Annotated in this window: 21 protein-coding genes; 10 read left to right on the top strand and 11 right to left on the bottom strand. The window is 72.2% G+C overall.

Annotated elements, in window-relative coordinates; all coding sequences use genetic code 11:
• The first annotated feature begins 83 nt into the window (after positions 1-83).
• Complete coding sequence (locus tag ACQ0O7_RS40360) at positions 84-1049, top strand: sigma-70 family RNA polymerase sigma factor (RefSeq protein ID WP_430790878.1); 966 nt, start codon at positions 84-86, stop codon at positions 1047-1049.
• A 549-nt stretch (positions 1050-1598) separates the two neighbouring features.
• On the opposite strand, the gene ACQ0O7_RS40365 is transcribed toward ACQ0O7_RS40360, so the two are convergent.
• Positions 1599-1883, bottom strand: coding sequence for an STAS domain-containing protein (locus ACQ0O7_RS40365; RefSeq protein WP_430790880.1), 285 nt, complete (start codon positions 1881-1883; stop codon positions 1599-1601).
• 88 nt (positions 1884-1971) lie between these two features.
• On the opposite strand from ACQ0O7_RS40365, the gene ACQ0O7_RS40370 reads away from it, so the two are divergent.
• Positions 1972-2433: a group II truncated hemoglobin gene (locus tag ACQ0O7_RS40370; protein WP_430790882.1), complete on the top strand. Its 462-nt coding sequence runs from the start codon at positions 1972-1974 to the stop codon at positions 2431-2433.
• Between the two features lie 123 nt (positions 2434-2556).
• On the opposite strand, the gene ACQ0O7_RS40375 is transcribed toward ACQ0O7_RS40370, so the two are convergent.
• Positions 2557-3180, bottom strand: a complete 624-nt coding sequence (locus ACQ0O7_RS40375) for a hypothetical protein (protein ID WP_430790884.1) — start codon at positions 3178-3180, stop codon at positions 2557-2559.
• A gap of 7 nt (positions 3181-3187) precedes the next feature.
• The gene (gene asnB, locus ACQ0O7_RS40380) at positions 3188-5110 is read right to left on the bottom strand and encodes an asparagine synthase (glutamine-hydrolyzing) (protein WP_430790886.1); all 1923 of its coding nucleotides are present in this window, start codon (positions 5108-5110) and stop codon (positions 3188-3190) included.
• Positions 5111-5266: 156 nt separating this feature from the next.
• Between asnB and ACQ0O7_RS40385 the strand changes: the two genes are divergently transcribed.
• Together ACQ0O7_RS40385 and ACQ0O7_RS40390 are read left to right on the top strand one after the other, a co-directional pair.
• Positions 5267-5971: a response regulator transcription factor gene (locus tag ACQ0O7_RS40385; RefSeq protein ID WP_430790888.1), complete on the top strand. Its 705-nt coding sequence runs from the start codon at positions 5267-5269 to the stop codon at positions 5969-5971.
• The gene (locus ACQ0O7_RS40390; protein WP_430790890.1) at positions 5968-7788 is read left to right on the top strand and encodes a sensor histidine kinase; all 1821 of its coding nucleotides are present in this window, start codon (positions 5968-5970) and stop codon (positions 7786-7788) included. The genes ACQ0O7_RS40385 and ACQ0O7_RS40390 overlap by 4 nt, the downstream gene beginning before the upstream one ends.
• A 293-nt stretch (positions 7789-8081) precedes the next feature.
• Here ACQ0O7_RS40390 and ACQ0O7_RS40395 read toward each other — a convergent pair whose 3' ends face one another.
• Together ACQ0O7_RS40395 and ACQ0O7_RS40400 are read right to left on the bottom strand one after the other, a co-directional pair.
• Positions 8082-11021, bottom strand: a complete 2940-nt coding sequence (locus tag ACQ0O7_RS40395) for a DEAD/DEAH box helicase (RefSeq protein ID WP_430790892.1) — start codon at positions 11019-11021, stop codon at positions 8082-8084.
• Positions 11022-11023: 2 nt separating this feature from the next.
• On the bottom strand, positions 11024-13513 hold the full coding sequence (locus ACQ0O7_RS40400) for a DEAD/DEAH box helicase (protein ID WP_430790894.1): 2490 nt from the start codon (positions 13511-13513) through the stop codon (positions 11024-11026).
• Between the two features lie 193 nt (positions 13514-13706).
• Between ACQ0O7_RS40400 and ACQ0O7_RS40405 the strand changes: the two genes are divergently transcribed.
• Positions 13707-14300 (top strand): DUF1707 SHOCT-like domain-containing protein, encoded by a 594-nt coding sequence (locus ACQ0O7_RS40405; RefSeq protein ID WP_430790896.1) that lies wholly within the window; start codon positions 13707-13709, stop codon positions 14298-14300.
• A gap of 22 nt (positions 14301-14322) precedes the next feature.
• Here the strand turns inward: ACQ0O7_RS40405 and ACQ0O7_RS40410 are convergent, their stop codons facing one another.
• Positions 14323-15138, bottom strand: a complete 816-nt coding sequence (locus ACQ0O7_RS40410; RefSeq protein WP_430790898.1) for a hypothetical protein — start codon at positions 15136-15138, stop codon at positions 14323-14325.
• A gap of 160 nt (positions 15139-15298) precedes the next feature.
• On the opposite strand from ACQ0O7_RS40410, the gene ACQ0O7_RS40415 reads away from it, so the two are divergent.
• Entirely contained in the window at positions 15299-16261 is a 963-nt protein-coding gene (locus ACQ0O7_RS40415; protein ID WP_430790900.1) for an Acg family FMN-binding oxidoreductase, read from the top strand.
• Between the two features lie 47 nt (positions 16262-16308).
• Here ACQ0O7_RS40415 and ACQ0O7_RS40420 read toward each other — a convergent pair whose 3' ends face one another.
• Positions 16309-16893 carry a DoxX family membrane protein gene (locus tag ACQ0O7_RS40420; RefSeq protein ID WP_430790902.1) on the bottom strand — a complete coding sequence of 195 codons (585 nt, stop codon included), beginning with the start codon at positions 16891-16893 and terminating at the stop codon, positions 16309-16311.
• A 220-nt stretch (positions 16894-17113) separates the two neighbouring features.
• On the opposite strand from ACQ0O7_RS40420, the gene ACQ0O7_RS40425 reads away from it, so the two are divergent.
• On the top strand, positions 17114-17245 hold the full coding sequence (locus ACQ0O7_RS40425; protein ID WP_430790904.1) for a hypothetical protein: 132 nt from the start codon (positions 17114-17116) through the stop codon (positions 17243-17245).
• 243 nt (positions 17246-17488) lie between these two features.
• Here ACQ0O7_RS40425 and ACQ0O7_RS40430 read toward each other — a convergent pair whose 3' ends face one another.
• Both ACQ0O7_RS40430 and ACQ0O7_RS40435 read right to left on the bottom strand, forming a co-directional pair.
• Complete coding sequence (locus ACQ0O7_RS40430; protein WP_430790906.1) at positions 17489-17944, bottom strand: universal stress protein; 456 nt, start codon at positions 17942-17944, stop codon at positions 17489-17491.
• A 260-nt stretch (positions 17945-18204) separates the two neighbouring features.
• Complete coding sequence (locus ACQ0O7_RS40435; protein ID WP_430790908.1) at positions 18205-19071, bottom strand: universal stress protein; 867 nt, start codon at positions 19069-19071, stop codon at positions 18205-18207.
• Between the two features lie 250 nt (positions 19072-19321).
• Here ACQ0O7_RS40435 and ACQ0O7_RS40440 point away from each other — a divergent pair, with 250 nt between their 5' ends.
• The 3 genes from ACQ0O7_RS40440 to ACQ0O7_RS40450 all read left to right on the top strand — a co-directional run bounded on the left by ACQ0O7_RS40440 (position 19322) and on the right by ACQ0O7_RS40450 (position 20864).
• Entirely contained in the window at positions 19322-19612 is a 291-nt protein-coding gene (locus ACQ0O7_RS40440; protein ID WP_430790910.1) for a hypothetical protein, read from the top strand.
• A 98-nt stretch (positions 19613-19710) separates the two neighbouring features.
• Complete coding sequence (locus ACQ0O7_RS40445; RefSeq protein ID WP_430790912.1) at positions 19711-20283, top strand: histidine phosphatase family protein; 573 nt, start codon at positions 19711-19713, stop codon at positions 20281-20283.
• 53 nt (positions 20284-20336) lie between these two features.
• Positions 20337-20864, top strand: a complete 528-nt coding sequence (locus ACQ0O7_RS40450) for a hypothetical protein (RefSeq protein WP_430790914.1) — start codon at positions 20337-20339, stop codon at positions 20862-20864.
• Here the strand turns inward: ACQ0O7_RS40450 and ACQ0O7_RS40455 are convergent.
• Both ACQ0O7_RS40455 and ACQ0O7_RS40460 read right to left on the bottom strand, forming a co-directional pair.
• Entirely contained in the window at positions 20825-21529 is a 705-nt protein-coding gene (locus tag ACQ0O7_RS40455) for a hypothetical protein (RefSeq protein WP_430790916.1), read from the bottom strand. The two genes, ACQ0O7_RS40450 and ACQ0O7_RS40455, sit on opposite strands and share 40 nt — an antisense overlap.
• Positions 21530-21686: 157 nt before the next feature.
• The gene (locus tag ACQ0O7_RS40460; protein WP_430790918.1) at positions 21687-24698 is read right to left on the bottom strand and encodes a LuxR C-terminal-related transcriptional regulator; all 3012 of its coding nucleotides are present in this window, start codon (positions 24696-24698) and stop codon (positions 21687-21689) included.
• Positions 24699-24874 lie beyond the last annotated feature (176 nt).

The raw sequence follows: 24874 nt of genomic DNA on the forward strand, positions 1-24874 counted from the left end.
GTCCCCCTCATCGTGTGCTCCTCAGGGGTAGACCAGCACAGCCGGCGCGACTCATCGGTGATTTCTCGATTAGATTGCGTCGGGTGAGCCAAGCCATCGAAATCGAGCTGGAGCGATACCGCCCCGAGCTGATCGGCTACTGCTACCGGATGATGGGCTCGGCGTTCGAGGCCGAAGACGCCGTCCAGGAAACCATGATCCGGGCGTGGCGGGGTCACGCAGCGTTCGAAGGCCGCTCCTCCCTGCGCTCCTGGCTCTACCGGATCGCCACCAACGTGTGCCTGACCATGGCCGACGCCGCCCAGCGCCGCATCCGCCCGATGGACCTCGGACCCGCCGGCGACGGCCACGCCACCCATCCCGGCGCCGGCCACCCCGAACAGATCTGGGTCGGCCCGATACCCGACGAGAAGATCCTGCCGGAAGCCGCCGACCCGGCCCACCTGATCGCCGAACGCGAAACGATCCGGCTCGCCTTCGTCGCCGCGCTCCAGCGCCTGCCCGCCCGCCAGCGCGCGGTGCTCATCCTGCGGGAAGTACTGGCCTGGTCGGCGCAGGAGACCGCCGACCTGCTGGACACCTCGGTCGCCGGCGTGAACAGCGCCCTGCAGCGGGCCCGCGCCACCCTGACCGCCGCCACCCCGTCAGCGGCCGACGCCTACCAGCCACTGGACGCCGGCCAGCGGGAACTGCTGGCCCGCTATGTGACGGCGTTCGAGGCGTACGACCTGGGCGCGCTCACCGCCCTGCTGCACGAGGACGCCACGTTGTCGATGCCGCCGCTGGCCCTGTGGCTGCGCGGCCCGTCCCACATCACCGCGTGGATGACCGGCACCGGCAGCGGCTGCCGAGGCTCCCGCCTGATCCCCACGATCGCCAACGGGCTGCCCGCTTTCGCCCAGTACCGCCCGTCCCCCGACGGCGACGGCCACACCCCGTGGTCCCTGGTCCTCCTGGAGATCACCGACGGCCGCATCGCCGCGATCAACAACTTCCTGGACACCGATCACCTGTTCCCACTGTTCAACCTCCCGGACCGGCTCCGGTAGAAACGAGAACAACCCCATTCAGACCCCTTTCCAGTACGCCGCACGGCTCCACCACGATCGGGTAGTCCCGTCCGGTCCACGCGACGCGGGCGCCACCCCGGACCGCCCCGCGGCCGCCGGGCGAATGCGCCACTCACCGCCCCGGGCCCCGACCACCTGCCACGTTCCGGCGCACTCCACCCCAGGCGGGCCGACCGCGTGCCGCGTTCCGGCGCGCTCCACCCCGAAACGTTCCACGCGGGGTGAGCGGGCCTGCCGCGTGCCGCGTTCCGGCGCGTTCCGCCCCGAAACGTTCCACGCGGGGTGGGTGGGCCTGTCGTGTGCCGTGTTCCGGTGCGTTGCGCCCCGGAATGTTCCACGCGGAGTGATCGGGCCTGTCGTGTGCCGCGTTCCGGTGCGTTGCGCCCCGGAATGTTCCACGCGGAGTGATCGGGCCTGTCGTGTGCCGTTTTCTGGTGCGTTCCGCCCCGGAAAGTTCCACTCGGGGTCGGCGGGTCTGTCGTGTGCCGTTTTCTGGTGCGTTTTGGGCCGGAAAGTTCCACGCGGGGTTCAGGGTGGGGGATCGGCGGTGAGGGGGCCGTCCAGGCCGAGCATGATGATCAGTTCGCGCAGGGCCGGGCCGGCGTGGTGGATCGACAGGCGGCGGCCGTGGCGGCGGGCGGTCAGCCGCAGCCGGGCCAGCGCCTCCACGGTCACGATGTCGGCCGGGGCCGTGCTCACGTCGCAGCTCACCGTCTCGCCGTCCGGGCAGTCGCCGAGCAGGCCGGTGAGCCGCGCGCACAGTTCGGGGATGCCGGCCCGCCGCAGGTCCGGCCCGATCAGGAGTACCGCCATGTGAGGTGAGACCACCGCCGGCCGGAAAACTCATCGCCGGGAAAATTGATTACATGATTACGCCGTATCTTCGTCTATGTTGGACGGCATGAACGAGCCGACACTGTACGAATGGGCCGGCGGCACCGCGGCGTTCGAGCGGCTGACCGCACTGTTCTACGCCAAGGTCGCCGATGATGATCTGGTCGGGCCGCTGTTCGCCGGGATGGATCCGGGGCATCCGCGGTTTGTGGCGATGTGGCTGGCCGAGGTGTTCGGTGGGCCGGAGCGCTACACCGCCGAGCGCGGCGGCTACCCGCACATGCTCGGCCACCATCTGGGTCTGGCGATCACCGAGCCGCAGCGGCGCCGCTGGGTGAGCCTGTTGCTGGATGCCGCCGACGAGGCCGGGCTGCCGGGGGATCCGGAGTTCCGGGCGGCGTTCGTGAGCTACATCGAGTGGGGCACCCGGCTGGCCCTGGCCAACTCCCAGCCGGGGGCGGACCCGCCGGCCGAGGCCCCGGTGCCGCACTGGGGATGGGGCGTGGCCCCACCGTATAAATCCTCATAACTCGGTGCATGGGAGACCGGTCAGGATCCGTGCCGGGCGGCGTGAGATCACCCAACTCTCCGTCGGCGTGAGGCCGTTGCCCGTACCGTAATCCGGACCTTGACCGGTCGTGCGCAGTTTCTATCACAACCCACTGTGCACATCGAAGGTGTCGCCACACGACGGGCAGTCCATCCGGCCGAACAGCAGCGCCACCGACGCCGCCACCTCCGGGAACCCGGCGGCCACCGCCTGCTCGTGCAACCGGGCCGCCAGCGGATGGTCGAGGGCGGCCGTCACCGGCGAGTCGGACGGGTCCAGCGAGACCAGCGTCTCGGTGTCGCAGGCCGGGCAGGTCACGTCCGCCTCGCCGTCGTTGACCAGGTCCAGGGCCCGGCCCCAGGTCTGGTCGCCGTCCAGGCCGAGGACCGCCTGCTGGAGGTAGACGTACATCCGGGCGTCCGAGGCCCCGGCCTCCAGCGACTCGCGGGCGAGCAGGCGCAGTGCGGTGATCTCGTCGGAGCGGTGGATCCGGTCGGTGGCGTCCAGGGCCAGGAATCCGGCCAGCACCAGCGGGCGTTCCCGTTCGGCCGGGGTGAAGTCCGCGCAGACCCGGGCCAGCCAGGGCAGGAGGCGTTCGCTGCCCTCGGTGGCGTACCCCTGGTCGCAGGTGTCGTTCCAGACGACGTCCCAGGCGGGCGACCGCGGGTCGGCGGCCGCCGCGTCCAGGATGTCCCGCGAATCCGGGATGTTCCGCGAACCGGTCACCCGCCGATCATGACGCAACTCCGGCGACGAGCGGGCCGCGGGGTGCCGTCACCGGCGGAGCCACCACGATCGACTTCTCCACCGTGATCGCGTGCCACAGGCAGAACATGGCCACCGTCCACACCTTGCGGGACCGGTCCGGGCCGCCGGCGCGGTGCTCGGCCAGCAGGCCCCGCACATATCCCAGGTCCAGGAACTCGTCGGCCTGGGAGGTGGCCAGCAGGTGGTCCACCCAGTCGCCGATCGGGCCGCGCAGCCACAGCCGGGTCGGGGTGGGGAAGCCCAGCTTGCGGGCGTGCCGTACCGACTCGGGCACGATGCCCTTCATCGCCTCGCGCAGGGCGTGCTTGGTGACCTGCGAGCCGTGCGGCAGTTTCAGTTCGGTGGGCAGCCCGGCGGCGGCCGCGTACACCTGCTGGTCCAGGAACGGCACCCGCAGTTCCAGGCTGTGCGCCATCGACATCCGGTCGGCCTTCACCAGGATGTCGCCGGGCAGCCAGGTGTGCAGGTCGACGTACTGCATCGAGGCCACGTCGTCCACGTCGGCGGTTTCGGCGTACAGGTGCGAAGTGATCGTGGTGTGCGGTTGTGAGGTGAACCGCATCAGCCGGGCCTTCTCGTCCGGCGTGAAGATCCGCGCGTTGCCGTAGTAGCGCTGCTCGATCGGGGTGGTGCCGCGTTCCAGGAACGACCGGCCGCGCACGCCCTCGGGCAGCACCTCGGCCAGGTGTTTGAGGCCGCGTTTCATTCCGGCCGGCAGCTTCTCCACCCCGCCCAGCGACAGCGGCTCCCGGTAGATGGTGTAGCCGCCGAACAGCTCGTCGGAGCCCTCCCCGGACAGCACCACCGTCACGAACTTCGACGCGGTCCCGGCCAGGAAGTACAGCGGGATCAGCGACGGGTCGGCCACCGGGTCGTCCAGCAGCTGGATGATCCGCGGCAGGTGGGTGAGCACGTCCTCGTCGGTGACCACGGTCGGGGTGAGCCGGATGCCGAGCTGGTCGGCGGTGTCCTGGGCGATCTCGATCTCCGAGTAGCCCTGGGCGGCGAACCCGGCGGTGAACGCGTGCAGGTCCGGCTTCTCCCGGGCGGCCAGCGCGGCGATCGCCGACGAGTCGACACCGCTGGACAGGAACGTGCCGACCGGCACCTCGGCGTGCATGTGCTTGCGCACACTGTTGGTCAGCGCGTCCTGGATCGCCTGGTAGGCGGCCTCCGGCTGGACGCGCAACGGCCGCAGCGACGGCTTGAACCAGCGGTGCAGCCGCACCCCGCCGCCGGCGGTCCAGACCAGGCGGTGTCCCGGCGGCAGCCGCCGGATGTGGCGGTGCAGGGTGATCGGGTCCGGCACGAACTGGAACGTCAGGTAGTGCGCGACCGCCTCGGTGTCCAGGCCCGGCCCGGCCGGCGCGGCGAACGGATCCAGGGCCTTGCGCTCGCTGGCCAGGTGCAGGCCGTCGGCGGTCTCCAGCACGTACATCGGCTTGATGCCGAACGCGTCGCGGGCCGCGTGCAGGGTGCCGGTGCGGTGGTCGTACGCGACGAACGCGAACATGCCCCGCAGTCGCGGCAGCGCCGCCTCACCCCAGTAGTGGAACGCGGCGGCGAGGACCTCGCTGTCACCGTCGGTGGCGAACGAGGCGTTGTGCTCGCGGATCAGCGCCGACCGTAGCTCCCGGTAGTTGTAGATCTCGCCGTTGAAGACCACGGTCCAGCGGCCGGCGTACTGGAGCGGCTGCACCGAGTGCTCCCGGTCGATGATCGCGAGCCGTTTGAAACCGAACGCGTACCCGTTGCCGGTCTCGATCTGCGTGTCGTCCGGACCGCGGTGGTGCAGGCTCGCCAGGGCGTCGGAGAAAGCCGACAGGAAAAGGGCGTCCAGCGGTCCGGCGTCGGGCCGGCTGCTGACGAAAGCGCTCAAGCCGCACATCGCAGAACCTCCTTGAAGAAACGAAGGAGGCGACCGTAGACAGCGACCTGTGAAGAACTTGTGCGGAAGCTGACGAGAACCCGCACGGCACGAATCCGGGATCTGATCTTCATCGGTTCCTCGCATTTCTCGACCTGCTGGACACGCTGGGTCAGAATGCGAAACGTGACAGCCCGTATCCTGGTCGCCGACGACGATCCCAAGCACGCCCAGCTGATCCGCCTGTACCTGGAACGCGAAGGTCATCAGGTGCTCACTGTGGGTGACGGGCGGGCGGCGCTGGAGCAGACCCGGGCCCGCCGTCCCGACCTGCTCGTGCTGGACTGGATGATGCCCGAGGTGGACGGCCTGGACGTCTGCCGGATCCTGCGCGCCGACCCCGACGCGGCCCTGGCCGACGTGGCGATCCTGCTGGTCACCGCCCGCTCGGCGGAGAACGACATGCTGCTCGGCCTGGACATCGGCGCCGACGACTACCTGGCCAAACCGGTCAGCCCGCGGGAGCTGACCGCCCGGATCCGCGCCCTGCTGCGCCGGACCCGCGGCAACGAGGCCTCCGACGTGCTGCGGGTCGGCGACATCGAGGTGGACGCACCCCGGTTCGAGGTACGGGTGGGCGGCGCCCCGGTCCGGCTCACCGCCAAGGAGTTCGGCATCCTGGAGTTGCTGGCCCGCGAACCCGGCCGGGTCTTCACCCGCGGGCAGATCCTGGACAAGACGTTCGGTTTCGAGAACGAGGTGTCCGAGCGCACCGTCGACGCCCACGTGGTCAACCTGCGCCGCAAGATCGAGGTCAACCCCGCCGAGCCGCGGTACGTGCAGACCGTCTACGGCCGGGGATACCGGATGGCCGAACAGTGAGCTTCCGGCTGCGGATCTTCCTGCTGGTGCTGGTCGTCGCGATCACCGCGATCGGGGCGACCGCCTGGCTCACCCTCAGCCTCGCCAAACACGAACTGACCCGGGCCGAGGAGGCCCGCGACCGCCACCAGTCCGCGGTCGTCGAGGCGGTCAGCACCTTCGGGCTGCTCAACGGCAAGTGGAACGGCATCGACCGGATCATCGCCGAACAGTCCGAGCGGACCGGCCTGCACATCCGGATCCTCACCCGGGAGGCCGACGAGGTGCTCGCCGACTCCGACAACATGGAGGGCCGCGCCGCCGGGCCGGTCCAGCTGCTGCCCGCCGACATCAACCCGGCCCCGCCGATGGACCAGAAGATCGTGGTCGCCGCCGCCCGGCGCGCCACCGCCCTGCAGCGCAGGACGCCCACCGCCGAACGCTCCGACACCTACATCCGGCCGTCCGGGGAGCGCGGCCGGGGCGCGGTCCGGGGCCGGCCCGACCTGCCCGCCGACCTGTTCGGCACGGCGCTCACCGACAGGCGCACCGGCGGCGACGCGGCCACCATGTCCCTGCTCCAGATCACCCAGTACCGGGCCGCCCTCGCCGCGGTGCGCTGCATGGCCGAGAAGAACACCGGCACCGCGCCGGCCCTGGTGCTCACCACGTCGCCCTACCTGGACGAGACGCGCCGCACCGCGGATCCGCGCTGCGCGGCGGTCAGCCTCGACCGGATCCTGACCGACGACACCTGGCTCGACGAGGTGTGGTTCCAGCTCGCCGCCTGCGACGAGTCCTGGGCCGGCTACGACAAATGCCTGAACCTCGCGTTCGGGCAGGGGCTGGCCAGCACCTCGGCCCTGCCCGTCGAGGTGTACTTCGGCGCCCGGCAGGACACCGAACTCACCCCGCTGCAACGGCCGGCCCTGCTCGGCGCCGCCGCCCTGATACTGGCCGCCGCGATCGGCACCGCCTGGATCGCCCGCCGGGTCAGCCGCCCGGTCCGGCTGCTCACCGGCGCCTCCCTGCAGCTGGCCGCCGGCCGCCTCGACGTGCGGGTGCCCACCAAGGGCCAGGACGAGCTGGCCCGGCTGTCCGGCGCGTTCAACGCCATGGCCGAGGCCCTGCAGCGCAGCGAGGAACGTCAGCGGCGGCTGGTCGCCGACGTGGCCCACGAGCTGCGTACCCCGCTGTCCAACTTGCGCGGCTACCTGGAAGGGCTCGCCGACGGGGTGATCGAGCCCACCCCCGAACTGTTCGCCTCCCTGCACGAGGAGACCCTGCTGCAACGGCGCATCCTCGACGACCTGCAGGTCCTGGCCCTGGCCGAAGCCGGCGAACTGGGCTACGACCCGGTGCCCCTGGACCTGTCCGAACTCACCGGGACCGCGGCCACCGTACACCGTGCGGTAGCCGCGGCGGCCGGCATCGAGGTGATCGTCGACGCCCCGCAGCCGGTCCAGGTGTGCGTCGACCCGGACCGCCTGCGGCAGGTCCTCGGCAACCTGATGAGCAACGCCATCCGCTACACCGACGCCGGCGGCCGCGTCGAACTGCGCGTCACCCGCGACGGCCCCGACGCCGTCCTCACCGTCCGCGACACCGGCGTGGGCATGAACGCCGACGAGGTCTCCCGCGTCTTCGACCGTTTCTGGCGCGCCGACCCGGCCCGCCAGCGCGCCACCGGCGGTTCCGGCCTGGGCCTGACCATCGTCCGCCGGATCATCGCCGACCAGGGCGGCGACATCACCGCCGACAGCGTCCCCGGCATGGGCACCACGTTCACCGTCCGCCTCCCCGCGGTCACCCACATAGGCCGCATCCTGGACAACTGACGCAGGTCCGCGTTCCACCGGGCCGCCGGCTCACTCCGGGCAGGCGGTGATTCTCCACCCCGCGGGGGTACGCTCCACGGCCCCACGGAAATCGGGCCGCCCCGCCTCGTCCCCGCGAGGAGGGCGCCCCACCGGACCGCCCGGCGACCGCCGGGCGAATCCGGCGCCCCAGGCCACCCTCGTAGCCGACTCGCGGCACACCGCGCTCCCGGCCACCCGTCGGAGCCGACTCGCGGCACGCCGTGCTCCCGGCCACCCCGTGTGGTGAGTTCCGGTGCGATCCGCACCGGAACTCACCACGCGGGAGTCGCGTTGACGCTGGCCTTGATCTCCAGGGCGGCCCGGCGCGGATCGCCACCCCAGCGGGACGGGAACGCGTCCACCAGCAGCCAGCCGGCCCGGTGCAGGGCGGACTGCCGGGCCAGATGCGCCGCCGGCCCGTCCGGATGCACCTCACACAGCACACCCACCACCGACTCGGCCGCCCCCACGCACAGGTCGAGCCGCCACGACCCCACCGCGTATCCCGGCCGGACCGGCACCTCGAGGCGTTCCAGCTCGACCGCGAGCCGCCCGGCCCATCCCCGCCCGGACGCCGCAGGTTCGGTGGCACCCGCCGGCGCGGTGGCATAGGCCAGATAGTCGCCGACCAGGCCGTCGGCCGAGGCGAGCGAGGTCAGCAGCACGAGCCGGCGCCGGGCCCGGGTGATCATCACGTTGAAGAGCTGCGGATCCGCGACGAACCGGCGGCGCCCCCGGGGATCGTCGCCGGACAGCGCCAGCGACACCACCACCGCGTCGGCCTCACTGCCCTGGAAGGCGTGCACCGTACCGACCCGCAGCCCCAGCTCCTCGATCCGCTCCGCCGGGAACTCCGCCACCAGGGCCTTCTCCAGCGCCTCGGCCCGCGCCCGGAACGGGGTGAGCACCCCGATGCTCCGGAATCCCGCCGCGGCCAGCTTCTCCACCTCACGCACCGCGGCACCCAGCTCATCGGTCTCCGGCGCGACGGTGACGACCTCGATCGCCGCCGCCGCGTCGGCTTCCGGGGTGCGGGTCATGACGGCGATCCGGTCGTCGTAGAAGCGCTTCGCGGAGAACCCGATCAGATGCGGAACACTGCGGAAATGCTCGGTCAGCCAGGTGGCCGGGGCGGCCGAGGCGGCCAGGTCGAAGGTGCTGACCCGGCGTACGTCCAACCGGTCGTCGGCCCCGTGCCGGGCCAGCACCTCTCCGACTCCCGCATCACTGACGAACGACACGAACCGCAACTGGCGCGGATCCCCGACGATCAGCGCCCGCCGCGCCCGGGCCAGCACCGGAGCCGCCCGGATCTGATCCACGTGCGAGGCCTCGTCGATCACCACCAGGTCGAACAGCCCAGGCGCGGCGGGCAGCAGATCCTCCACGTCGGCGACCGTACCGATCCACAGCGGCAGCGCCCGGACCAGCGGCGGTGCGTCCAGCCGGGCGAGCAGTTCCCGCCGCCGGTTACGCCCCGCCCGCAACGCGGTCGCCAGCGCGGCGGCGGCCCGGCGCCCGTCCCCATCCCAGCGTCTCGCACTGCGCGAGGCGTTCCGCACAGCGGTCCCGGCGACGTCCCGCAACGCGGCCTCAGCCCGGTGCAGCCCGTCCCACAGCCCCGCGAGATCCCCGCCACCGGTGACCGCGAGCCGAGCGGCCGCACGCTGCGCGACGGCCGCGGTGAGAGCTTCGGCAACCCGTTCCCCGGGTACGCCGGGACGAGCCCCCAACATCCGATAGGCCCGCTTCTGGGCGGCCGAGACCCGCCACCGCCGCCACCAGCCGTCACGCCCGCTCGATGTGCCGTCGAGTGGCCCCGACCAGAACGAACGTTCCGTCTCGGGCCGGAGCGGCGCGGACCAGTCGGGCGGCAGGCCGAGCAGCCGGGCCGCCTCGGTGAGATCCGTCGTGTCGTCGAAGGCGCCCGGCACGTCCGCGGCCAGTGCGGCCAGCAGCGGCTCCACGTCGGCGAGGCCGGCGGCCAGGCGTTCGGCGTGCAGGACGTCAGTCAGGGCGGCGCGCTGCGACCGTACCCGGGCGAGGGTCTGCTCGACGGCCTGCCGGTCGGCGCGCAACTGCCGGGACCCGACGCCCTCCTGGGCGCCGGACGCCAGCATGGTGGCCAGGTCGTCGCGGCTGCCGGTGTCGCCGAACAGTACCGGCCGGGGGCCCGGATAGCGGGCCAGCAGCCCGGCGAGCACGTCGGCGGCATGCGGTGACTGGGTGGCGACCAGGACCGAACCGCCGCGCGCGACGACCTCCAGCGCCGCCGCCACCACGGTGTGGCTCTTGCCGTTGCCGGGCGGGCCGGAGACCACGGTGACCGGTTCGGTGCGGGCCCGGGCGACGACCCGTTCCTGCGCCGGGCTCAGCGGCAGCGGCGAGACGACCGGCTCGTGTGCCGCGTAACGGCCCGAATCGGACCGCAGCGCGGCACGGTCGTCGTGGTCCCGGTTGTGTGCCGCGGTGTGGTGCGTTGCGGACCGCAGCGCGGCACGGTCGTCGTGGTCTCGGTGGTGTGCCGCGGTGTGGTGTGTTGCGGACCGCAGCGCGGCACGTTCGCTGGTGGGGGTCGAGTACAGGGCGGCCAGCGCGGTCGCGGACAGGTCGCGGGCGGCCCAGGACAGCAGCGAGTCGCGCAGGCCGCCGCCGAACACGTCGCGGACCACGAACAGGCCGGCCCGGGCGACGAGGACGAGGCGGTCCTTCGGCAGCCGGGCGGTGGCCTCGGTGACCGCGTCGACGGGCAGCCCGGTCGCCTCGGCCACTGAGGTCAGCCAGGCCCGGCTGCCGATCGCGGACAGCCAGCCGGGGGTGGCCAGGCCGGGGGCGGACTCCAGCGCGGCGGCCAGGTCCCGGTCGCCGACCAGCGGGGTGATCGCCACGTCTCCGGCGGCCACCACCCGGTAGCCGGTGAGTGTGCGTTCCAGACGGGCCGGCTGGGTCAGCAGCGGCGCCCGGATCTTGCGGGACGTCCCGTCGACGTCGGTCTGACCGGCCAGGAATCCCCAGCCCCGGTGCAGGATCCGCTCTTCGCGGTGCAGGGCGTCCAGGGCGGCCAGCCGGTCCGTCTCGGCCCGGCGCGGCGCTTTCTCCGCGTCGGTGAGCCAGACCAGCGGCTGCCCGCCCCGGGTGACGTCCAGCCCGCGATCGCCGGTGCCGGCCGGGGCCAGGTCGGCGAGTACCGCCAGGACGTCGGCCGGGCCCAAGGTCAGTGCGGTCCGACGGCTGTCACGGTGATCGCCGCCGATCCGCTCTCGTCCGACGCGGCCAGGTCGATGGTGGCTTCGATGCCCCAGTCGTGGTCGCCGTTCGGGTCCTCGAACACCTGCCGGACGGTCCACGCGGTGGCGCCCTGGTCGATGTGCAGGAACGCCGGGCCACGCGCGGACGGGCCGGTGCCCAGCGTGTCGTACTCCTGGTAGTAGTCCTGGATGGCCTTCTGCCAGCGCTCCGAGGTCCAGCCGGATTCGGCGTCCATCTCGCCGAGCAGGTCCCAGCGGCGCAGCGCGGCCAGCTCGACCCGGCGGAACATGGCGTTGCGGACCAGCACCCGGAAGGCCCGGGTGTTGCGGGTGACGGCGGGCGGCTTGTCGTCGATGCGGACCTCGGCGACCTCCTCGCCCGGGTTCTGCAGGCGCGACCACTCGTCGAGCAGGCTGGAGTCGACCTGCCGGACCAGTTCGCCGAGCCATTCGATCAGGTCGGTGAGCTCTTCGGTACGGGCGTCCTCGGGCACCGTCTGCCGCAGCGCCCGGTAGGCGTCGGCCAGGTACCGCAGCACCAGGCCCTCGGAGCGGGACAGACCGTAGAAGGAGACGTACTCGGTGAAGGTCATCGCGCGTTCGTACATGTCGCGGACCACCGACTTGGGCTTCAGCTCGTAGTCGGCGACCCAGGGATGACCCTGCCGGTACGTCTCGTACGCCGCCTCCAGCAGTTCCTTCAACGGCTGCGGCCAGGTGACGTCCTCCAGGAGCCGCATCCGCTCCTCGTACTCGATGCCCTCGGCCTTCATCGCGTTGACCGCCTCGCCGCGCGCCTTCTTGCGCTGCTCGGAGACGATCTGGCGGGGGTCCTCCAGGGTCGACTCGATCACCGAGACGACGTCCAGGGGGTACTCCGGGGCCTCCCTGTCGAGCAGTTCCAGGCAGGCCAGCGCGAACGGGGACAGCGCCTGGTTCAGGGCGAAGTCCAACTGCAGATCCTCGACCAGTTTGTACGTGCCGGTCTCGGCGCTCTTCTCGATCACGCCACCGGCGATCAGCGCCCGGGCGATGCCGACCGCCCGCCGGATGTGCTTGCGTTGCGCGGGCCGTTCCTCATGGTTCTCGGTGAGCAGGTGTTTCATCGCCGGGAACGGGTCGCCGCCCCGGTTCATCACGTTCAGCAGCATCGCGTGCGACACCTGGAACGACGAGGTCAGCGGCTCCGGGTCGGCCTCGACCAGCCGGTCGTAGGTGGGCCGGCCCCAGCCGATCTGCCCCTCCGGCGGCTTCTTGCGCACCACCTTGCGCCGTTTCTTCGGGTCGTCGCCGGCCTTGGCCAGGGCCCGCTCGTTGTCGATCACGTGTTCCGGGGCCTGCACGATCACCGTGCCGATGGTGTCGAACCCGGCCCGCCCGGCCCGCCCCGCGATCTGGTGGAACTCCCGGGCCTTGAGCAGCCGGGTCTTCACCCCGTCGTATTTCGACAGGCCGGTGAACAGCACGGTGCGGATCGGCACGTTGATGCCGACGCCGAGGGTGTCGGTCCCGCAGATCACCTTCAGCAGGCCGGCCTGGGCCAGGGTCTCCACCAGGCGGCGGTACTTCGGCAGCATGCCCGCGTGGTGCACGCCGATACCGTGCCGGACCAGGCGCGACAGGGTGCGCCCGAAGCCCGCGGTGAACCGGAAGTTGCCGATCGCGGCGGCGATCGCGTCCTTCTCCTGCCGGGTGCACATGTTGATGCTCATCAGCGACTGCGCCCGTTCCAGCGCCGCCATCTGGGTGAAGTGCACGATGTAGACCGGTGACTGCTTCGTCTCCAGCAGTTCCTCGATCGTCTCGTGCAGGGGCGTCACCGCGTACTCGAAGATCAGTGGCACCGGCCGTTCGGCGTTGGCGACGACGGCGGTCTCCCGCCCGGTCCGGCGAGTCAGATCGTCCTTGAACCGGGTGGTGTCACCGAGGGTCGCCGACATCAGGATGAACTGCGCCTGCGGCAGCTCGATCAGCGGCACCTGCCAGGCCCAGCCCCGGTCCGGTTCGGCGTAGAAGTGGAACTCGTCCATCACCACCTGGCCGACGTCGGCGTCCGCGCCCTCCCGCAGCGCCAGGTTCGCCAGGATCTCGGCGGTGCAGCAGATGATCGGGGCGTCCGCGTTGACGCTGGCGTCACCGGTCAGCATGCCCACGTTCTGCGCGCCGAAGACCTGGCACAGGGCGAAGAACTTCTCGCTCACCAGCGCCTTGATCGGCGCGGTGTAGAAGGTGGTCCGGTTGTCGGCCAGGGCCGCGAAGTGCGCGCCGATGGCCACCAGGCTCTTGCCCGAGCCGGTCGGGGTGTTCAGGATGACGTTCGCGCCGGTCGCGATCTCGATCAGCGCCTCCTCCTGATGCGAGTACAGGGTCAGGCCCTGCTCCTCGACCCACGATTGAAAGGCGTCGAAGACGGCATCAGGTTCATTGGAGCCCGGGAGGCGATCGGTCAGCGTCATGATCTGACAAGTGTGTCAGCTCGCCCCGAACGCGGCGTACAGGGGACCGGCGATACCACCGGCCAGACTGACGAGGGCGGCTACCACGGCGACGGTCGCGGCGATGCGTGATCTCATGGCTGTCACTCTTGCCGCGCTCGGTTGCGGGCCGGGTTGCATTCAGGTTGTAGCGCCGGGCGACTAGGGTCACGGCGTGGGATTACCAGTACCGGCGCCGATCTCCGACGGCGACCGCGAGCGAGTGGCAGAGCTGTTGCAGCAGGCGTGCGGCGACGGGCGGATCACGCTGGAGGAGTTCAGCGTCCGGGTGGGAGTGGTGTGGGCGGCCACCAACGAGGCCGAACTGGCCCGGGCCACCGACGGGATCGCGCAGACCGCGGTGGTCGGCGCCGCCCGGACGGTGGAGAAGGTCGTCACCGTCCTCGGCCAGCGCCGGCGGCGCGGACGGTGGCGGTTGCAGTCCGGCCGGCTGGGCATCTTCACCCTGTTCGGGCAGACCCACCTCGATCTGCGGGACGCCCTGACCGGTGAGGACGTCATCGAGATCGAGGGCAACTGCTGGTTCGGCGAGTTCAAGGTGACCGTCCCGGAGGGGGTCGAGGTGGAGCTCTCCGGCACCAGCGCGCTCAGCTCCGAGGAGCTGCGGCTGGCTGCCAAGCCGCGCCTGCCCGGGACCCCGATCGTCCGGGTCCGGGTGAACGCCTGGTTCAGCAACATCGAGGTCCGGTCCAAGGGGCCCAGCGACAACAGCGTCCGCGACTGGATCTCCGACAACCTCGGACTCTGAAGCCCGGCGCTCCCGCTGGGGTTCAGCCGCCGGCCGGGCTTCTCCGGCCGAAACGGCGGTGCCGGATCCGGTCCACGGCGGCCCGGGTGCCGAGTTCGTGCCGGTCGCCCGGATTGTCCAGGTAGTGCCGGAGCGTCTCGTGGACCAGCGTCGGATCGGTGAGCAGCCAGGTGTCGCTGACCACGATGGCCGGCAGCAGCGGGTGCGTGTCCTTCGGCAGGAAGTGCCGGATCCGGTCGTCGTCACCGGGGTCCACGTCGATGACGATGGTGCGTTCCTGACCGGATTCGATCGCGCCGACACCGGCGATCGACGTCCAGGGTGAGAACTGGGTCAGAGCCAGGCCACGATGATGCACCCCGTCCGGGCTGAGCGTCAGCCGGCCCGGCGCCAGGTAGCACATGATCCCCACCGGGACCGCCCCGGCCAGGCAGCACACCAGCACCACACCGGCCAGCAGGACGCTGTCCGACAGCCACCCGAACCAGGCCAGCCCGAGGACGGCCAGGACCACCGGCGTGACATACCAGTAGTAGGCCCACTTCGAGTAGGCGAAACCCGTACCGCAAGGGTCGTTCTCCGGCATCGCCGGGCCGCGCCGCAACGGGATCCACCGCAGGTAGACGCCATATCCGGCGAGATGCCCGCAGAGCGCGGCGAACCCCAGGCACATCCCGGCGCCGGCCCACGAACCGCGCCCCGCGGACTGCCCGGCGAGCGCCAGGGCGGCCACCGTCAGCGCGCCGGTGACGGTGATGAACGGCAGGATCCACCGGGGCGGATAGCGCGTCCCCCAGAGCGGCCCGGCCTGCTCGAGCGGGGAGGTCTGACTCGTCATCTCCGGCTCCGTCCACCGATCGACTGCGGCTGTCCAGGGGTACGCACGTCGATGAACGGCGGTTCGAGATCGGCGCTGCCACGTTAGCACCGGCGCCGGGGACCAACGGCACTGGCGCGGGTCCGGCGGTGCGGCTGTGGTGAAGGGGAGAGGAGGGGCCATGCCCGACATCCGCAAGACCCTGGAGGATTGCGTACGCTCCGCGACCACCGCCCCGTCACTGCACAACAGCCAGCCCTGGCGATTCCGGATCCACGGCGACCGGGTGGACGTGTTCGCGGATCCGGCCCGCAGACTGGCGGTGCTCGACCCGGACGGCCGGGAGATGCTGATCAGCGTCGGCGCCGCGGTGTTCACCCTGCGGCTGAGCCTGATGCGCGCCGGGTTCGTGCCGGTCCCGGAGATCTTCCCCGACGCGGGCTGGACGGCCCCGGTGGCCACCGTGCGGGCCGGCCGCGCGGGCACGCCGACGCCCGCGGTCGAGGCGCTGGCCGCGGCGATCCCGCACCGGCACACCAACCGGCAGCCGTTCGCCCGGGCCGCCGTGCCGGCCACGGTCCTCGACGATCTGATCGCCGCCGCGCACCGGGAGGGCGCCCTGCTCCTGGTGCCGCCGCCGGTGGCCCGCAACGCCGTCCTCGGGCTGTCCCGGGCCGCCGAGCAGCGGTTGCGCGCCCGTGGCGGCTACCGGGCCGAACTGGCCCGGTGGACCACCCACCGCCGGGTCCGCCGGGACGGGGTGCCGCCGTCGGCCTACGGTCCCGGCGACACCCTGGAGACCATGCCGATGCGGGACTTCGGCCTGCTCCAGCCCCAGCTGGCCCGGTCCTCCGGCCGGTTCGAGCCGGACCCCACCCTGCTGATCCTGGCCACCCGGGGAGACCTTCGAGCCGATTGGGTACGGGCGGGGCAGGCACTGCAACGGGTCCTCCTCGCGGCGACCTGGCACAACCTGGCCAGTACGCCGATCAGCCAGCCGGTGGAGATCCCGGCCGTGCGGGAGTACCTGACCGACGTACGGCGGGGGATCTGGGCTCAAATGGTCCTGCGGGTCGGCTACGGGATCCCGGCCGCGGCTACGCCCCGTCGTCCGCTGGTCGAGGTGCTGACCGAATCCGAATAGCGTGCGGCCCGGCCGGGAAGTCCCGGCCGGGCCTTGTGGGGGAGGGTTCAGATCAGCCAGCGGTTCTTCTGGACGATCGGGAGGGAAGCCCACCAGCGGCCCAGTCCCCAGGTGTGGCCGGCGTAGGTGAGGGCGAAGACCACGCCGGCGATGCCGTAGACGATGTGGTAGTCGACCAGCGGGTTGCTGGACCGGGTCGCCTCACCACTGGCGGTCTCCCGGGCGAGCGGCCACTCGGCGATCCACATCAATGCCATCATCAGGGCGGCGGCGCCGGCCGCGACCCGCAGGCCGATGCCGAGGATCAGCGCGACACCGACGCCGAGCAGGCCCAGCATGAACATCCAGTCGGCCCACGGCGCGCCGGCGATGCCGCGGAAGACGTCCTGGAACGGCCCGACCTCGACACCGGAGAGAAAACCCTTGGTCGGCGATCCGCCGTTGATCCAGGCCCGCTCGCCGGGAGTCGAGTAGCCGAGGCCGAACAGCTTGTCGAGGAAAGCCCAGAGAAAGACGGAACCGGTGGTGATCCGCAGCACCGCGAGCACCCGGGCGGCGGTGTGGGTGAGCATCGAGCCCGGAGCTTCGACCTGCTCGAGCGGGGTGACGTGGTGACGGGCGGTGGTGGCCATCTGGTCCTCCTCCAGACGATGTCTTCACCTATGACTATTCGCCTGCCGGAGTGTGACCACCCGTGCCGTAAAGCCTCCCGAGGTCCCGTCCGGGTCCCGGCCGTCGCGGGACTTTGGTCCCGACATGTCGACCCGCGTCGATTCGGGACCTTCGGCCGTGATCGGCGCCGGGTCCGCCGGGCCAGGATGGTCGCGGAGGAGACAACCGGGAGGTGCCGCCATGGCCGTGGTCGTGACTTTGATCGTTCTGATGCTCCTGGTGCTGATCCTGGCCGGGCCGTTGATGGAGAGCCTGTTCGACCGGCTGCGGCCGGCCCGGGATCGGCGCCCGCACGAGACACCCCGGCAGTGAGTTCCCGCCGGCCACCCGGGCGCCCGCGCGGGACCCGCAGGTCCGGTGCGGTCGTCGGGATGCTGCGCCGGCGGCCCGGGGAGGACCCACCGGAGCCGCCGGCCACCGGTTCGCCGGGGGCCGGACCGTGAGTGGCGGGCCCACCGGTGCGGTGGGCCCGCCTTCGCTCGTCCCCGCACCTGTTCGCCTCGTCGCGCTCTTCTTTGTCGCTCCGCGTGCGCTACACCGTTGGCTCCGCGTGCGCTACACCGTTGCCGGCTCGCGGACCCGGGCCGGGATGACCACCACCGGGCAGGTCGCCAGCCGGATGCAGGACTCGCTGACCGAGCCGAGCACGGTGTGCCGGACCCGGCTGTGTCCGTGGCTGCCGAGCACCAGCATGTCCGCGTCCCGGGCGGCCGCGGTGAGCGCCTCGGCCGGGCTGCCCTCGACCACCTCGGCCGAGATCGGCGGCGCCGGCCCGCGATCGGTCCGCACGGCCCGCACCTGCTCGCGGACCACCCGGGAGACCCGCTGCTCCTCCTCCTCGCCGGTGTCGGCCGGGAGAGGCCCGTAGTCCATGCCGTCCCACGACCAGGCGATCACCGCACGGACGGTGCCGCCCCGGGCCGTGGCCTGCCCGGCCGCCCACTCCAGGGCGTGGCGGCCCTCGTCGGAGCCGTCGACGCCCACCACGATCACGTATCCGGTGCTCATCATTGTCCCCTCCTCGGTTGCTGAGGGTTTGCCCGGTTCGCGGCGTTCTACGCGTCGCTGTCCAGGCTTTTCTCCGCTCTTCCCGCGCCCTTTCCACCCCTCCGGCACTCTTCTCGCTTCTCCGGCGGCATTCTCGCCCTTCTCGCCTTCCCCGTGCCTTCCTGCCTTCCGCGTGCCGGGGTCGCGTGGCCTTCAGGGATTCGTCCGCGCGGCTGTTCGCTGCGCCTCTTCCCCCGCCTGTTCGCCTCCCCTCGTGCGCCCGCCTATTCGTGGCGATCCAGGATCACCGGGCAGTCGGCGTGGTGCAGCAGCTGGAGGCCGGTGGAGCCGAGCAGGGTGCCGGCGATCGTGCCGTGCCCGTGGCTGCCGACGACCACCAGCTGCGCGCGATGCGAGACGCCGGACAGGACCGCGGCCGCACTGTCATGGGAGATCAGCGCCTCCACCGGGACGTCCGGGTACTTCTCCCGCCACGGTGCGAGTTGCTCGTACAGGCGCAGTCGTTCGTCCTCGTCCTGCTCCGGAGTGGCGACCGCGACCGCGGAGGCCCCGGCCAGATAGACCGGCAGAAGCGGCAGGTACGTGCGGATCACAGCCAGCCCGGTTCCCCGGGCGGCGGCCTGCTCGAAAGCGGTGAGCAGCGTCTTCTCAGCGGTCGGCGACTCGTCGAAACCGACCGCGACCGGGCCGGTGGTGACATCGCCCCGGCCGCGGATCACCGCGACCGGGCAGTCCGCGTGCATCGCCACCCGCTGGCTCACCGAGCCGAGCATCAGGCTGGCGAACCCGCCCCGTCCCCGGCTGCCCAGCACCAGCAGCTCCACCCCGTCGGTCTCGGCGATCAACCGGGCGGCCGGGTTGCCGACCAGCACGTCGATCTCGGCCGGCAGATCCGGGGCGACCTCCCGGGCCAGAGCCACCCCGCCGCGCGCGATGCCTTCGGCGGTCTTGCGGGCGGAGGCGAACTGTCCGGCGCCGAACTCGAACCGGGCCTCACCCCACTCCCAGTCGATGACGTGGGTGACGCGCAGGGTGGTCCCGCGCCGCTGTGCCTCCCGGGCCGCCCAGCGAACGGCCGCTCTGCTCGATTCGGTGCCGTCGGTGGCGACGACCACGATTCCGGTCCGCATGGCTCCTCCTCGCGTCCGTGTCTCTCCTTCTCATCTGACGCCGGTCGACGGGTGGAAGGCAGGGCGGGAAGTCCCGTGGCGCCGGGACCTTGGCGGGTTTCCGGGCGGGTGCAACTCAGGCGGGGGTTCACGGCGTCTTAGAGGTGACCGACGGCGATCGGGAAGGCCGGTGTGTCGGAACGGATTTTTCGGGCATCGCTTGAAGATCATTGCGGTGAGTGACGAAGATGTCACAGAGGGGGTGGCTTTGATGGTGGTCCTGCTGGTGGCGATCCTGGGACTGATCATCGCCGCGGCGCTGGCGTTCTGGCCGGTCCGCGGCACCGTGCGGGACCGGGGCGGCCCGGAGCCGGCAGCACGCCCGGCCCGCGCCGAGCCGTGGGTGCCATCCAGCCTGGAGGGGGTTCTCGCCGCCCAGCTGATCAGCGGAGGGATCACCCGTGTGCAGTATGTGCGGGCCCTGGAGCAGATCGCCGCCCGCGACGAGCAGCGGGCCCCGTTCGCCCTGCCCCGCGACGAGGCGCCGGGCACGCGCTCCTGACCCGGCGCTCCTGACCCCGCGCGCTGGTTCTCCGGCTCGGTGTCCTCGCGCCTGCTCCGCGGGTGCGGGGAGAAAGCGGGTGCGGGTAGAAAGGGGGCATGGCGGAGATCGTGTTGATTCGGCATGGGCAGACCGAGTGGAGTGCGAACGGGCGGCATACCTCGTACACCAATCTGCCTTTGACCCTGGAGGGTGAACGCCAGGCGCGGGCCATCGGTGCGCGGATCGCCGGGCGTGAGTTCGCCGCCGTCCTGACCAGTCCGCGGCAGCGGGCGCGGCACACCGCCGAACTCGCCGGGCTGACCGTGACCGAGGTGACCGAGGATCTGGCGGAGTGGGACTACGGCGACTACGAGGGCATCACCACCCGGGAGATCCGGGCGGAACGCCCCGGCTGGTCGCTGTGGACCGACGGCTGCCCCGGCGGCGAATCCCCGGAACAGGCCGGCGCCCGCCTCGACCGAGTGCTGTCCCGGGCCCGCACCCTGCTCAGCGGCGGCGATGTGGCCCTGGTCGGGCACGGGCACTGCCTGCGGGTGGCCGGCGCCCGCTGGATCGGCCTGCCCCCGTCCGCCGGCGGCCTGCTGAGACTCGACACGGCGACGCTGTCGGTTCTCGGCTTCGAACACGATATCGACCCGGTCCTGAGCACCTGGAACGCTGACAACTAACACACAGGGTCGGCCCATGGTGGCGCACAGGCCCGGGACGAATCGTGGTCCCCATGATGCTCACCGAGACCTCCCGCACCGCTCCTGCCGCTTCCTCCGCTCCTGCCGTTCCCGCGGCTGCCGCTCCTTCTGTCGCTCCCGCCGCTCCTTCTGTCGCTTCTGACAACGCGGCCGACCTCCCCGGCTCGGCCGATCTCTCCGGCCCGGCTGAGCTCGCGGCCGGGCCGGTGGTCGCCGTTCTCGGCCAGCGCAGCCGGATCGCCGGCCTGCCGCGGCACCTTCCCAGCGGCTGGCACCTGCGGCTCGTCACCGTCCTGGACGACATCCGGCCCGGCGAGCTGGTGGTGCTCAGCGGTGCGACAGTGCCCGACGTGCGGCGGGCCCGGTCGGTGCTGCCACCCGACACCCGGGTCGTCGCGCTCATCGACGACTGGGCCCCCGCCGAACTGGTCTCCGGTGTCCTGACCGCGGGCGCCGACGTGTGCGTGCGCGGCGGACATCCCGGCATCCTCGCCGGTCACCTGGTCGCCTGCCGCCGCCGTCAGTTCGCCCCGGACAACTGGGACCGCCGTTCCGCATAGTCGTCGTCCCGGTAAACCCGCCACCACTCGGCCGCCTCGTCCAGCAGCGTCACCGACTCCGGGTCGGCCCTCAGCTGCTCCCGGGCCAGCCGGTCCCAGTAGCTGTCCGGCTCGTTGCACAGCGCCATCTGGAAGACCATCCACTCCTGGCGGCCGAGCGCCTGATCGAAACTCCGCCGGTCCCAGTACGCCAAGGAGGCCACCGCGGCCCGCCGTTCCGCTTCGGGGCCGTCCTCCCGCGCGGCCAGCCGCTCCAGTGCCGGCCGGCCGATCAGGGCCAGCGCGTCGTCGAGCTGGTGCACGGGTTGGACACCGATCTCCAGCCAGATCCATTCGGCCACACCGATCAGATCCAGCACCACCTCACCGGTGACCTCGTCCACCTCGGCGATCAACGGCAGCGCCGAGTAGAGGCAGGCGTCCATCGTCGTGGCGATCCGCGCCCATCGGGCGGTGCTGTCCGCCGGGTCGGCGCGATGGCATTCCTTCGCGTATTCGTCGACCTTGGACCAGGTGGTGCGCAAATCGGTCCCGGCCCAGAATCCGTCGGTCCGGGGCAGTGCCTCCAGCCGAGCCCACATGTCCCGCTGCGCCTGATTGGCCTTCGCGATCAGCCGGTCGTCCTCGAAGACCCCGCCCGCCCGGCCCAGTTCACCGTGCTGCATCGGGCGTCCCTGTCACACTCATGCCCACCGATCCTAGTTCCGGGGTGTGATTCGCCGCAGACCTCACGTTGCCCCGCCCTCTCACGATCGCCCTTCATCCGCGTCTCTCTTCCTCGTTCACCCCCGCCGTCAGCCGTGAGCGGTTGACCGTCCGTCATCACCCGTCGGTCATCAGCCGGGCCATCTCGGTGCGGGAGCGCACGCCCAGCCGGGTGAAGACGTTGCGCAGGTGGTGATCCACGGTTCGTGGACTGAGGTGTAGTTCCTGTGCCACCTCCCGGTTGGTGGCACCACCGGCCACCAAGGTGGCGATCCGCTCCTGTTGGGCGGTCAGCGCGGAGACCCGTTCCGGTCCGGTGGCCGATCGCGTGGCGCCGGCTGATCCGGTTCGTTCCCCCGCGGCCCGTAGCTCGCGGAGGCTCTGCGCCGCCCACGGCCCGGCGTCCAGCGCCCGGAACGTCTCCGCGGCCCGCCGCAGATGGGCCCGCGCCCGCACATGCCGCCGCTCACGTCGCAGCATCCGCCCGTAGAGCAGTTCGGTGTGCGCCCGGGGGAACCCGGCCTCACCGTCATGCCCGAGCGCCGCCTGGAAATGCCCGGCCGCCTCCTCGTTGTGGTCGGACCGCAGTGCCCGGCACCGATCCCGAAGCGCCAGCCATCCCGGCTGTCCGGTCCACCCGGCCCACACGTCGAACGCCGCCGCGACCCGGGCGATCGTCACCGCCCCGGCGGTTCTCCCGAGCAGGCGACGGCTCACCGGCACTCCGACCGGGAACGTTGTCTCCAGATCGCACGCCGCCGTCATCGCGGCCCGGGTTGCCGCCTCCCGGGCGGAGGCCGTCTTCACTCCGGTCGGGTTCGCTGCTTCCAGCAGGTGGGGGACCACCGCGATCCGCAGCAGCGCCGAACCCGGTCCGGGCGGCCCGGTGACCACCGCCAGCAGACGTTCCGCGGCGGGTGGGTGGCGGCCGTCGACCAGGTCCAGCAGGGCGAGCGCCCACTCGCACAACGGTCGTGCCGGGCCGTCACCGACCAGGGCGATCCGGCGTACCGTGGAGTCCCGATCGCCGACCAGCGCCGCCAGCACGGACAGGACGGCCAAGTGGGTGCCGGCCAGCGCGGGCTGCCCGGTGCTCCGGGCGGCAGCCGCCCCGTCCAGGGCGGCCTCGTTCGCGGCGGCGTAGTCACCCGACGCCAAACCGGCGAGCGCGGCCAACTCCAGGGCCTGCGGGACCAGCACCCCGGCACCCCGCTCCCGGGCCAGGACGGTGGCCCGGCCGGCGAGTGCCGCGGCGCGCCGGCCGTCACCGATCAGGATGCCGGCGACGGCCGCCCGCAGCAGTGGCCCGGGTGCGGCGACCCGGTCGGCCAGCGATACGGCCTCCCGCAACCGGGCGAAGGCGCCCGGCTCGTCCCCGTCGGCGATGGCCGCCAGCCCGGCCACATGATGCGAGATCAGCGCCGTGGCAGCCGACCCGCCTGGACAGGCCGACCCGCCCAACCCGTTCGGACCGCCCGGACCGGATGAGCCCGCTGACCTATGCGGGCCGCCGGAGCCGGCCGCGGCGACCACCCGGCGGGCCAACGCCGCGTACCGCTCCCGTTCTCCGGATAGACCGGCGGACTCACCGGCGAGAGCGAGGGCCTCCAGCGCGGTGCCCGGATCGGATTCGGCGAGTTCGGCGGCCACGTCCAACAGCACGTCCCGGGCACCCGGCCGCCCCTCCGGCAGGCTCATCTCGGCGATGAGCGCGCGGGCTCGGACCCGGGCATACCCGGGCGCCGCCGGAATCCGCCGGATCAGCGGCCCGGCCCGATGTGGCCGTCCCGCCAGCCAGAAGTCCCGCGCCGCCGCGACCAGCAGATCCGCCCGCTCACTCGCGCCGGTGACCAGATCCGCCGCCCGCTGCCGAGCCTCCGCCGCCGTCAGCGGATCCGCGCCCGCCGCCACCTCGGCCAAGTCCCGCGCGAGCCGCGGGTCCGGCCCGGTGGCCGCCGCGGCCCGGTGTGACAGCGCCCGGTCCCGCTCACCGTCGCGGTCCAGGACCGCGGCCAGCGCGAGGTGGACGATCCGGCGCCGGGCGAGACCCATTTGCCGGTACGCCACCCCACGCGCGAGTTCACTCCGAAACACCACCCCGCGCACGGTGACGCTGACGAGCCCGGTCTGTTCAGCCGGTGCGAGATCCCCGAGCCCGCCACCGAACTGCCCGGCCCCGCCACCCGGGTTCTCGGGTTCGCCGCTGGACTCCACGCCCGGCGCGCTTGCGTCGTCCGGTTCTGCTTTCTCCCGTGCCCTCTCCGACAGTGCCCGTCGCGGTGGTGTCCTCGCCGGCTGTGCCGCTGGCGGGATGCGGGCGGCTGCTGCCAGCAGTGTGCTGGGGGAGGTGTCCGGGGCTGCGGCCGCCAGCTGGAGCAGGTGCCGTGTCCGGGCCGGGAGTGCGTCCAGTTCGGCGACCAGGCGGCGGTGCGGCGGGCTGTCCGGCGGCAGGGTTTCCGGTGGGGGAGCGAAGCCGCGGCGCTGTTCCGGGGTCAGCGCCCCGGCCAGGCCGGTGAGCGCGCCGGGGTGGCCCGCGGCGAGTTCGGCCAGGGTCGCCGCCACGTCGCCGGCCAGGTCCGGGCAGCGGGCCGTGAGCAGCGCGAGGGAGGCTTCGGTGGACAGCGGGGCCAGCCGGTGCGCCGGAATGCCCGCGGGCTCGGCGCCGGCCGGGCACGACAGCACCATCGCGACACGGTCGCCGCCGATACGGCGGGCGGTGTGCACGAGGGTCCGCCAAGACTCCCGGTCCAGCAGGTGGGCGTCGTCGACCAGGCAGAGGACCGGGCGGGCGCGGGAGATCGTCCGCAGATGGGCCAGAAACGCGTCGGGACCGTTCGCGCCCGTCGACGTCCGGCACGGCGTTGAGCCCGGGAGGCTGGAGGGATCGCCGATGCCGGCGAGCAGGGTCCGCAGGCCGTCGTGTGGCAGATCCCGCTCGTCCTCGTAGCCGCTGCCCCTGAGCACGGCCCAATCCCGGCGTCGGGCGGCCCATCGCAGCAGGGTGGTCCGGCCGTCCCCGGGGGCGCCGGTGATCACCAGCGCGCCGCCTCGTCCGGCTGCCGCCGCCGAGGTCAGGCGGGTGATCGCGGCCTGGGCGGATTCGCGGCCGACCGGCCAAACTTTTTGCACTACTGGTGCATCAAGCATGCGGCGAGTGTTCCCCGCCCGGGGTGCCGGGCGAAAGGCCGTTTCGGAGAATGAAATTTCCGGGGTGTTGCCGGGTGATGACGGGGCGCAGGCGATTCTGCCGATGCGTACCGGCCTGCACGCTGCTGAGACTGACGCTCGTCGATCTGATTCCCCAC

The organism is Actinoplanes sp. G11-F43, assembly GCF_050589265.1.
In the GTDB taxonomy this organism is placed as follows: domain Bacteria; phylum Actinomycetota; class Actinomycetes; order Mycobacteriales; family Micromonosporaceae; genus Actinoplanes.

Coding starts and splice junctions, on each gene's coding strand:
- ACQ0O7_RS40450 (WP_430790914.1), top strand. CDS start 20,337: ATGATGCTCACCGAGACCTCCCGCACCGCTCCTGCCGCTTCCTCCGCT.
- ACQ0O7_RS40455 (WP_430790916.1), bottom strand. CDS start 21,529: ATGCAGCACGGTGAACTGGGCCGGGCGGGCGGGGTCTTCGAGGACGAC.
- ACQ0O7_RS40425 (WP_430790904.1), top strand. CDS start 17,114: ATGGCCGTGGTCGTGACTTTGATCGTTCTGATGCTCCTGGTGCTGATC.
- asnB (WP_430790886.1), bottom strand. CDS start 5,110: ATGTGCGGCTTGAGCGCTTTCGTCAGCAGCCGGCCCGACGCCGGACCG.
- ACQ0O7_RS40415 (WP_430790900.1), top strand. CDS start 15,299: ATGCCCGACATCCGCAAGACCCTGGAGGATTGCGTACGCTCCGCGACC.
- ACQ0O7_RS40435 (WP_430790908.1), bottom strand. CDS start 19,071: ATGCGGACCGGAATCGTGGTCGTCGCCACCGACGGCACCGAATCGAGC.
- ACQ0O7_RS40385 (WP_430790888.1), top strand. CDS start 5,267: ATGCGAAACGTGACAGCCCGTATCCTGGTCGCCGACGACGATCCCAAG.
- ACQ0O7_RS40370 (WP_430790882.1), top strand. CDS start 1,972: ATGAACGAGCCGACACTGTACGAATGGGCCGGCGGCACCGCGGCGTTC.
- ACQ0O7_RS40410 (WP_430790898.1), bottom strand. CDS start 15,138: ATGACGAGTCAGACCTCCCCGCTCGAGCAGGCCGGGCCGCTCTGGGGG.
- ACQ0O7_RS40445 (WP_430790912.1), top strand. CDS start 19,711: ATGGCGGAGATCGTGTTGATTCGGCATGGGCAGACCGAGTGGAGTGCG.
- ACQ0O7_RS40430 (WP_430790906.1), bottom strand. CDS start 17,944: ATGATGAGCACCGGATACGTGATCGTGGTGGGCGTCGACGGCTCCGAC.
- ACQ0O7_RS40365 (WP_430790880.1), bottom strand. CDS start 1,883: ATGGCGGTACTCCTGATCGGGCCGGACCTGCGGCGGGCCGGCATCCCC.
- ACQ0O7_RS40440 (WP_430790910.1), top strand. CDS start 19,322: ATGGTGGTCCTGCTGGTGGCGATCCTGGGACTGATCATCGCCGCGGCG.
- ACQ0O7_RS40400 (WP_430790894.1), bottom strand. CDS start 13,513: ATGACGCTGACCGATCGCCTCCCGGGCTCCAATGAACCTGATGCCGTC.
- ACQ0O7_RS40420 (WP_430790902.1), bottom strand. CDS start 16,893: ATGGCCACCACCGCCCGTCACCACGTCACCCCGCTCGAGCAGGTCGAA.